General features: G+C 72.9%; 7 protein-coding genes. 3 read left to right on the top strand and 4 right to left on the bottom strand.

All coding sequences use genetic code 11. From position 1 onward, the window contains the following. Positions 1-138 precede the first annotated feature (138 nt). Both ACZ4U1_RS03585 and ACZ4U1_RS03580 read right to left on the bottom strand, forming a co-directional pair. The gene (locus ACZ4U1_RS03585) at positions 139-1,503 is read right to left on the bottom strand and encodes an FAD-dependent oxidoreductase (RefSeq protein ID WP_467899114.1); all 1,365 of its coding nucleotides are present in this window, start codon (positions 1,501-1,503) and stop codon (positions 139-141) included. Between the two features lie 272 nt (positions 1,504-1,775). Next, positions 1,776-3,416 carry a C40 family peptidase gene (locus ACZ4U1_RS03580; protein ID WP_467899112.1) on the bottom strand — a complete coding sequence of 547 codons (1,641 nt, stop codon included), beginning with the start codon at positions 3,414-3,416 and terminating at the stop codon, positions 1,776-1,778. A 362-nt stretch (positions 3,417-3,778) separates the two neighbouring features. Here ACZ4U1_RS03580 and ACZ4U1_RS03575 point away from each other — a divergent pair, with 362 nt between their 5' ends. Then, positions 3,779-5,737: a DUF1996 domain-containing protein gene (locus ACZ4U1_RS03575; protein ID WP_467900059.1), complete on the top strand. Its 1,959-nt coding sequence runs from the start codon at positions 3,779-3,781 to the stop codon at positions 5,735-5,737. A 44-nt stretch (positions 5,738-5,781) separates the two neighbouring features. Continuing rightward, the gene (locus ACZ4U1_RS03570) at positions 5,782-6,414 is read left to right on the top strand and encodes a GNAT family N-acetyltransferase (protein WP_467899109.1); all 633 of its coding nucleotides are present in this window, start codon (positions 5,782-5,784) and stop codon (positions 6,412-6,414) included. 18 nt (positions 6,415-6,432) lie between these two features. Here ACZ4U1_RS03570 and ACZ4U1_RS03565 read toward each other — a convergent pair whose 3' ends face one another. Both ACZ4U1_RS03565 and ACZ4U1_RS03560 read right to left on the bottom strand, forming a co-directional pair. After that, a complete protein-coding gene (locus ACZ4U1_RS03565) occupies positions 6,433-7,146 on the bottom strand; it encodes a lipoprotein (protein WP_467899108.1) in 714 nt (237 codons plus the stop codon). 65 nt (positions 7,147-7,211) lie between these two features. Then, positions 7,212-7,874 (bottom strand): class I SAM-dependent methyltransferase, encoded by a 663-nt coding sequence (locus ACZ4U1_RS03560; protein ID WP_467899106.1) that lies wholly within the window; start codon positions 7,872-7,874, stop codon positions 7,212-7,214. Between the two features lie 87 nt (positions 7,875-7,961). Here ACZ4U1_RS03560 and ACZ4U1_RS03555 point away from each other — a divergent pair, with 87 nt between their 5' ends. After that, positions 7,962-8,420 (top strand): flavodoxin family protein, encoded by a 459-nt coding sequence (locus ACZ4U1_RS03555; protein WP_467899103.1) that lies wholly within the window; start codon positions 7,962-7,964, stop codon positions 8,418-8,420. Positions 8,421-9,086: the final 666 nt, after the last annotated feature.

Raw genomic sequence — 9,086 nt, 5'->3', positions numbered from 1 at the left:
TCTCCAGTGCACGCCCGGCCGAGGCGGGGAAGCCCCGCCCCGGCAACCAGATTGCTGGGACCTACCGCGTGCGATTACGGCGCGTCTACGCCCCCCCCCCCCCCCCCCCCCCCCCGGGGCCGGAGGGGAGCCGGGAGCTTATGCCCCGCTCTCCCGCAGCATGTCCTCACGCTCGACGATCTTCACGCGCTCGCGGCCCTGCGGCTCGCCCAGGGCACGCTCGGCGGCGTCCAGCTTGTACCAGCCCTCCCAGGTGGTGAAGCGGACGTTCCGCTCGGCGAGGAAGGCGTCCACGGCCTCCGGCTCGGGGGAGGCGGGCGTGTGCAGACGGCCGTTGACGTGGTCGTCCAGCAGGTTGGCCACGGTCTCGTTGGCGTCGCCCTTGGTGTGGCCGATGAGACCGACGGGGCCGCGCCGGATCCAGCCGGTGACGTAGGTGGACTGCAGAGGGGTGCCGCCCTCCTCGATCACCCGGCCGCCCTGGTCCGGGACGGTGCCGGAGTCGATGTCCCAGGGAAGCTTGGGCAGCTTCTCGGAGAGGTAGCCGACCGCTCGGTAGACGGCCGTGACGTCCCAGTCCTTGAACTCGCCGGTGCCCTTGACGTTGCCGGTGCCGTCCAGGGCGGTGCGCTCGGTGCGCAGGCCGACGACCTTGCCGTCCTCGCCGAGGATCTCCGTCGGCGACTCGAAGAAGTGGAGGAACAGCTTGTGCGGGCGGTCGCCGACGTCCCGGATCGCCCAGTTCTCCAGCGTCTTGGCGACCATGTCGGCCTGCTTGTTGCCGCGCCGGGTCTCGATCGAGCCCTCGTCGTAGTCGATGTCCTCGGGGTCGACGATGACCTCGATGTTCGGGGAGTGGTCCAGCTCGCGCAGTTCCATCGGGCTGAACTTCGCCTGCGCCGGGCCCCGGCGGCCGAAGACGTGGATCTCCACGGCCTTGTTGGCCTTCAGGCCGTCGTAGACGTTCGGCGGGATCTCGGTCGGCAGCAGTTCGTCGGCGGTCTTGGCGAGGATGCGGGCGACGTCCAGGGCGACGTTGCCGACGCCGAGCACGGCGACCTTCTCGGCCTCCAGCGGCCAGGTGCGCGGGACGTCCGGGTGGCCGTCGTACCAGGAGACGAAGTCGGCGGCGCCGTAGGAGCCGTCCAGCTCGATGCCGGGTATGGGCAGTTCACGGTCGGCCGTCGCGCCGGTGGAGAAGATCACCGCGTCGTAGAAGGCGCGCAGGTCGTCCAGGCTGATGTCGGTCGGGTAGTCGACGTTGCCGAACAGGCGGATCTGCGGCTTGTCCAGCACCTGGTGCAGGGCGGTGATGATGCCCTTGATGCGCGGGTGGTCGGGCGCGACGCCGTACCGGATCAGGCCGAACGGGGCGGGCATCCGCTCGAAGAGGTCGATGGACACGCCGGGGTCGGCGGCCACCTCGGACTTGAGCAGGGCGTCGGCGGCGTAGATCCCGGCGGGGCCGGCTCCGACGATGGCTACCCGCAGGGGGCGCGGCATGATCAGGTTCCCTTCGAGCGTGAATGGGCGACTTGATCACGAAGCCTAAACTAAGGCAGACCTAAGTTGGTACGGGGGTCTGGTCTATGACCTCATAAGCCGATGTTATGGCTTGCCCAGGTCTTGCTTATGCGGTTTCTTCGCCCCTGCCTCCGGCTCCGGACGTCCGAGACCATGACGTCGTTCCTGTCCCGCATCGTCCGCACGCGTCACCCTGGGTCCTCGACCACTACGAGAGCCGGCGCGCCCACCGACGCCGATGCCGACCCCGGTCAGGCCGGACGGACGATCCGGTGGATCGCCGCCTCGCCGGCGCCGTACACCGACTCCTCACGGATGGACGATCCCGGGCCCGGGGCATGGACCATCATGCCGTCGCCGACGTGCAGACCCACATGCCGGTCGTCGTCGAAGAACAGGACGAGGTCACCGGGTTCCATGCCGGCGAGCGTCACCGGGGTGCCGGCCAGCGCCTGCTCGTACGCCGCACGCGGCAGCGTGACACCGGCCGCCCGCCACGCGGCCTGGGTGAGGCTGGAGCAGTCGTACGAGTCCGGCCCGGTCGCCCCCCAGACGCACGGCTTCCCGATCTGCGCCCGGGCGAACGCGATGGCCTTGGCGGCACGCAGGGCGCCGGGTGACGCGGGGGCGGGCGGGGGGAGGGGGAGGGAGTCGGCGGTGGCGACGGGCGCGGCGAAGGCGCCGGTGTCGGTGAGCGGGGGGAGGGGGCCGGCTCCGGCGACGGGGGTGATGGATCCCGTGTCGGTGAGCGGGGAGAGGGAACCGGTGTCGGTGAGCGGGGGGAGGGGGCCGGTGCCGGTGACCGGGGTGATGGGTCCCGTGTCGGTGAGCGAGGTGAAGGACCCGGTGTCGGTGAGTGGGGGGAGGGCGCCGGTGTCGGTGAGTGTGGTCAGGGAGCCGGTGTCCATGGGCGTGGTGAGGGAGCCGGTGCCGATGGCCGGCGCGGGCGTCGCCGGCTGACCGGGTGTCGCCCACTGCGGCTCCTGCCACTGTCCCGCCGGCTCGGCCGGGGCGGGGTACGGCAGTTGCCGGGGCGCGGCGGCCCAGGCGGGCTGAGCGGTCGTGCCGGGCAGGGCGAGTCGGCTGGTGTGCCGGGACAGCAGGTCGCGCGCGGTGTCGAGCTTGTGCCGGATGCCGGCCTTGGAGGCGGCGGGGGAGGGGCGACCGGGTACGGCGGCACCGGGCAGCGTCCTGGGCGCCTGAACCGCGACGCCCTGTGCGGCGGCAGGGATCGCCGGAACCGGCGCAGTCCGGCCGCCGCCCGGTTCGGCCGGAGCCCCGCCGGTCGATGCCATTGCCGAGCTGGTGAGTTCCAGGCCCTGGACGGCCGGGAGTGCCGTCTGCGGAGACCGCGGGGGCAGGCTTGTGAGGGTCGTCGGTGAACCGGCCGTCAGTTCGGCCACCGCGCGGGGTGCGCCCCGTTCGAGTTCGAGGGCCTCGGGCCGCCGTTCGGACGGGCCGCCGTTCGCCAGGGCCTGCCGCTCTCCACCGGGCAGAGCGCGGACCTCCCTGTCACCGCCCGGAAGAGCGAGGGGCTCTTCACCGGCCGGCAGAGCGCGCAGCTCCGGCTCACCCCCGGAGGGGCCGCCCGTCCACTCTCCCCCCGGCCGTGAGGATGCCGCAGGTCCGTCGGGGAGCCGGTCGGCGGGCAGTACGGCGGCGACGGTCGGACCCAGCTTGGCGCGTGCCGCGTCGAACCACTGCCGGGCGACCTGGTCGAGTTCCGGATCCGGGCGCCGGCCCGCCCCTTTGGCCAGCGGTACGCCCCGGGACCGGCTCCGGCTCCGGCCGGCCATGGCCCGGGTCGCGTTGAAATTACCGGTGGCGTTCTCGGCCTGGTCGTAGAGGGATGCGATCCGCTGCCGAACCTCGTCGCGGCTCTCCGGCGCCATGGAAGACGTGCTCCTTCCTTGCCCCACAGGGCAGTTGAGCGGCTCGCCGGGGCAGAGCCGGGCGGCGGCCTCGCGTCAACCTAGCCAACGTGTGTACCTCGTGTGAAGGTTGAGGGGTGAAATGTCCGATACATATTCGTGATGTTCGCGATGGAGTTCGACAGGGAAGAGGTGGAGGCCATGGTTTCCTGTGAGATCCCGGTGAATTCGCGATTCAGTTGAACACGGTGGCTCCGCCCTCCGTATGAAGCCGGGGAACTCCATGCCCGACCGGCGAACTCACACAGGGGACGACCTTGGTACGCAACAGCCGCAGACGCCCGACGCGCGCACGACGCGCGACCCTCGCAGCGGTCGCCCTGATGCTGGGCGGCGCCGGACTCGTCGCGGCGAACGTCTACGCGTCGGCGAGCGAGGGCTGGGGCGACGGATCCGGCACGGAGACCACGGGGGAGGTCCGGTCCACCGGCATGGCCACCCTCTACTGCCCCGACGTCGGCAGCCGGCTGACGGACGTACCGGACGCGGCCCGCCCCGACGTCGACCGTGAACTCGCCCAGCTCGACCAGCAGACCGCGGCGGCCTACCGGCAACTCCAGCAGGCGGCACAGGCCGCCGGCGCGGACGGGGACTCGGACTCGGCCTCTGACTCGGTCGACGACACCGTCATGAACCCGCTGGAGGAGAAGCGGTCGGCGTCCCTCGGGCGGATCGCCGACGCCATCGACCGGGCGGGGGAGCGCCCGCAGGGCCTCGAATCCCTGGCCGCCTGCACCCTGCGCCCCGCGGAGCCCGGCCAGGCCGCCGGCGCACCGGGCAACGGCGGCGGGCAGGACGGCACCGGCCAGGAACAGGGCGGCCAGGAACAGAGCGGCCAGGGGCAGGGCGGCGCCGACCAGGGTCAGGGCGGCACGGGCCAGGGCGGTGCAGGACAGGCCGGCAACGGACCCGTCGTCTCCGACTACGCGGACATCACCGCCGTACCGCCCGACGCGCCGGCCCCGGCGCCGCAGGACGGCGCCTCACGCGGCACCTTCACCTCCGACTGCGGGGTCAACGCGAACGGCCTGTTCAACTCCGACAACGTCATCGTCGCCCCCGGCGTCTCCAACGGCGCCCACCACTTCCACGACTACGTCGGCAACCAGGCCAACAACGCCTTCGCCGGCGACGAGGACCTGGCGCGGGCCGGCACGAGCTGCGCGGACCAGGGCGACAAGTCCTCGTACTACTGGCCGGTGCTGCGCCTGCAGAACGGCACCCAGGAGCGGGACGCCGGGGCCCCGGGCGGCGGTACGGAGGGAAACGCGGGCCGGATCGTGACGCCCAAGCAGGTGACGCTGACCTTCGTCGGCAACCCGCGCGGCGAGGTCACCGCCATGCCGCGCCTGCTCCGCATCATCACCGGTGACGCCAAGGCCTTCGTCAACGGCCCCGGCAACGCCAACGCGTCCTGGAGCTGCACCGGTCACGAGGACCGGCAGTTGAAGGACAAGTACCCGCTGTGCCCGCCGGGCAGCGACGTCGTGCGCACCTTCCGGTTCCAGAGCTGCTGGGACGGCCGCAACATCGACAGCGCCAACCACCGCACCCACGTGGCCTTCACCGCCGCCGACGGCTCCTGCCCGGCGGGCTTCCGGCCCATTCCGCAGCTGGTCCAGCGCATCGTCTACGACGTGGACGCGCCGAGCCTCGCGGACGGCGGCCGCACCGTCCCGCTGTTCGCGGTGGACTCCTTCCCGGAGCAACTCCACAAGCCCGTCACCGACCACGGCGACTTCATCAACGTCTTCGACGAGGACCTGATGCGCGAGATGGTCGACTGCATCAACTCCGGCCGCACCTGCGGGGTCTCGGGCGACGACTCCGGTACGGCGGCGAAGCCCACGCCCGGTCCGGGCTCAGGTGCCACGGCCACCACCGCCCCCGGCGACGGAGCCACCGCGCTCCATCCCGCCGAGGGCGGCACGTCCACGCCGGCCACGCCGTCCACGCCTTCCGCACCGGCTCCCTCGGCCTCCCGGCCCGGCGATGCCCCGCGCGACGACGTGACGACCTCACCGGCCCGCACCACCAAGCACGACACGGACGACAAGGCCGCACCCGTCGCACCCCGTTCCACACCCGTGCGTTCGGCCGCGGCCCCGCCGCCGGCCGCCCGACCCGGACCCCAGGCCACCCAACCCGAACCCCAGGCCGCCCAGGCCGTCCAGGGTGGCCTCGCGGAGACGGGCACCCACCTGTGGCCCGCGGCGCTCGGCACGCTGCTCGCCCTCTCGGGCCTGTTCATGTTCCTGAGGGCCAGGCGCCTGCGCTACTGACCAGTCCCTTGTGGGAGCGCTCCCCACCGGACGACGATACGGGCATGCCGACCCACCCGCAGACCCCCGGGATACGCCCCTACCACCCCACCGACCGCGACGCCCTCGCCGACGTCTGTGTCCGTACCGCGCTCAACGGGGGCGACTCCCGGGCGGTCTACCCCGACGAGCGCCTCATGCCGTCGATCTTCGCCGAGCCGTACTGCCACTTCGACCCGGACCTCGCCTTCGTGCTGGACGACGGCGGGGGCCGGGCCGTGGGGTACATCGTCGGCACCGCCGACACCGAGCGGTTCGTCGAGGACTTCCGACGGGACTGGATCCCCCGGCTCGCCGGCCGCTATCCGGAACCTGTCGCGCCGCCGCGCTCGCCCACCGAGGAGATGATCCGCCTCCTGCACCACCCGGAGCGGATGCTCGTCCCCGAGCTGGCCGCCTACCCCGCCCATCTGCGCATCGACCTGCTGCCGCCCTGGCAGGGGCAGGGACACGGCCGCCGCCTGCTGCGCGCCTTCCTGGACGCCCTGCACGGCAAGGGCGTCCAGGCGGTCCACCTCGGCATGGTCACCGTCAACACCGCCGCCCGCGCCTTCTACGACCGGGTCGGCTTCCACCAGATCCCGGTCGCGGACGCCGGCCCGCTCACCTACCTGGGCCGGGCCACCGCCCCGGACTGAGCGGGTCGGCGGCGGGTGTCAGGCGAGCTTCAGCGTCTGCTTGGCGAGGTCGTAGGCGGGCCGCATCTCCTCGTGCTCCTCGGTGTCCATGCCGCCGAGGTGCAGGACGACGGGGCCCTCGGGCGTGCTGACCGCGAAGGCGCTCTCCTTCTTCGTCTCCTCCAGGAGCTTGCTCGTGTAGAGGTACTCCACCTCGACGGCGTCGAGACCGCCGCCGGTCTTGAAGGAGTGGTACTTCTCCTTGCTGACGTTGTCCTCGGCGGCGACGAACGCGCGCAGCACGCCGCCCGCGTCCGCGTCGCCGGGCTTGCCGGTCCACACGCGCAGGAAGCCGATGTTGCCGGCCGGCTTGGCGTCGATCTCGCAGGCCGTGGTGACCGGTCCCTGCCGGAGGAAGGCGTCGGCGAGGGCCCCGCTCAGGTCGCCGTCCTCACCCTTCGAGGCCTTGGCCAGCTCCTTCTCGGCGTCGATCGACTTGGCCTTCCAGTCCTTGGCGAGGGCGAAGCTGACGGGCAGTTCGCAGGCCGAACCGGCCGCGCCGATCGTCCCGCCGCGGGCCGCCGCCGTACCCTTCGCCCCCGTGCCCCCGGCCGCCGTGCCCTTGGCGCTCGCCGACGGGCTCGCGGACTTCTTCCCGTCGCCGTCCGCCGACTCCGCGCAGCCGCCGAGCAGCGCGGCGAGCGCCGCCGCGACGATCACGCGGCCTCCGACGGTCCCCACCCTGACCTGCACCGTTGCCTCCCCTTGGATTCAGAGCGGCCACTGTAACCGAGGGCACCGACAACGCCGAACGGGATTCAGCCCACCGGGCCGCGGGGGACTTCACCCGGGCGCAGGCAGTGCAGGAAGAGCTGCGGCTCGGGTTCCGCCCCGGGGAGGGCGGGGGTGAACAGGGTCTGTTCCCGGGCCAGGACTGTCAGGCCCGCCCCGGACGCCAGCTCGGTGAACGCCTCGGCGGTGAAGCTCGTCGCCCGCAGCGGCTGCCCCATGAAGACGCCCTCGGCGTCCTCCACGTCCAGCGGCACGGTGGCCAGCGCGACCAGGCCGCCGGGCCGCACCGCCCGGGCCAGCTTCGCCACGACCGCGGACTGTTCGGCGCGGGACATCTGCAGCAGCGAGAAGTAGGCGCACGCGGCGTCGAACGAAGCGTCCGCCAACGGCGTCTCCCGGATGTCGGCGATCCGGAACTCGGCCCCGGGCACCTGCCGGGCGGCCAAGTCGACCATGACCGGCGAGATGTCCAGGCCCAGCACTCGGTGACCGGCCTCGGTCAGTGCCTGCGCGGCCGGGCGTCCCGTTCCGCTGCCCACGTCCAGCACCCTGCTGCCCGGAGCCAACCGCTCCAGCAGCCAGCGGAGCGACGCCCGGCGCGACGCGGAGTCGGCGAACGCCCGCTCGTACTCCAGGCCCAGCGCGTCGAACAGCACGGCGGCAGGTTCCCGGCGGTCCTCGTCCCTCACGACGACTCCTCCCGTCCTCTCCGGTTGCCCACCCGCGCGGCGGCCGACGTTTGCCACGGGCGGCGGACGCACGGCAGGGTGCCGGATGTGCCTACCCTGCTGATCGTCCATCACACCCCCTCGCCCCACTGCCAGGCGCTGTTCGAAGCGGTCGTCTCCGGTGCCACGGCACCGGAGATCGAGGGCGTCCGCGTCGTACGCCGGGCGGCCCTGTCGGCCACCGCCTCCGACGTGCTCGAAGCCGACGGCTACCTGCTCGGGACCCCCGCCAACCTCGGCTACATGTCGGGTGCCCTCAAGCATTTCTTCGACCAGATCTACTACCCCTGCCTGGACGAGACCCGGGGCCGCCCGTTCGGCTTCTGGGTCCACGGCGGCAACGACGTCACCGGCGCCGTGCGCGCCATCGAGACCGTCACCACCGGCCTCGGCTGGCGCCGGGCGGCCGAGCCGGTGACCGTCACCGGTGACCCGGGCAAGGCCGGCGCGCAGGCCTGCTGGGAACTCGGGGCCACGGTCGCGGCGGGCCTGATGCCCGGTACCTGACCGGCCCGGGCGCCCCGGGGTACGGCCCCGGGCGGTGCCGGCGCCCGTCGCGCGTCCACCGGAGTGATCTTCGTACGGTTACGCCCGGTGACCGGCGTGGGCCGAAGCCCGCCCACAGACCGCTCTGTTACTACGTTTATGTGTTAATAGGGCTTTTAGGGAGGTGCTGGCGGGCCCTCGGGACACGACTTCCCGCGGTGTTGCCGCTGCTCATGGCCGTGTGCGGCGCACCGGCGCAGCGTGCCGTCGCCGACGGCGCGGGAAGCAACGGGCTCGCCCTCCAGGTCGCCGTCAACAGCAGACCGGGCACCGGGGCGACCCACCCCGGCATCCGCGTCGGCCGCCCGCTGGTGAAGACGTACCGCCTGATCAACCGCACCGGGGCCGACCTGTACGACGTCGAGGTGAGCGACCCGGGCCTCCCGGGCGGCGCCTACATCCGCTGCCCCGGCGGCGGCGATCACCTTCCGATGCTCCGCGGCCTGGACTCGGCGACCTGCACCGCCCGGGCCACCGCCCGCCCGGGCACCTGGATCGCCGACGTCACCGCCGTCGGCCGCGTACCGTCCCTCGGCGTGGAGTCCCGGGCGGTCGCCCGCTCCGGGTACGCCGGCGTCGGCGGCGAACTGGCCCTGTCCGAGACGGTGACGACCGGCGCGGGAGCCC

The sequence above is a fragment of the Streptomyces sp. NPDC028928 genome (genome assembly GCF_055564915.1).
Note: the sequence above shows the minus strand (reverse complement) of the source record. Positions and strands in the feature narration are given on the sequence as shown.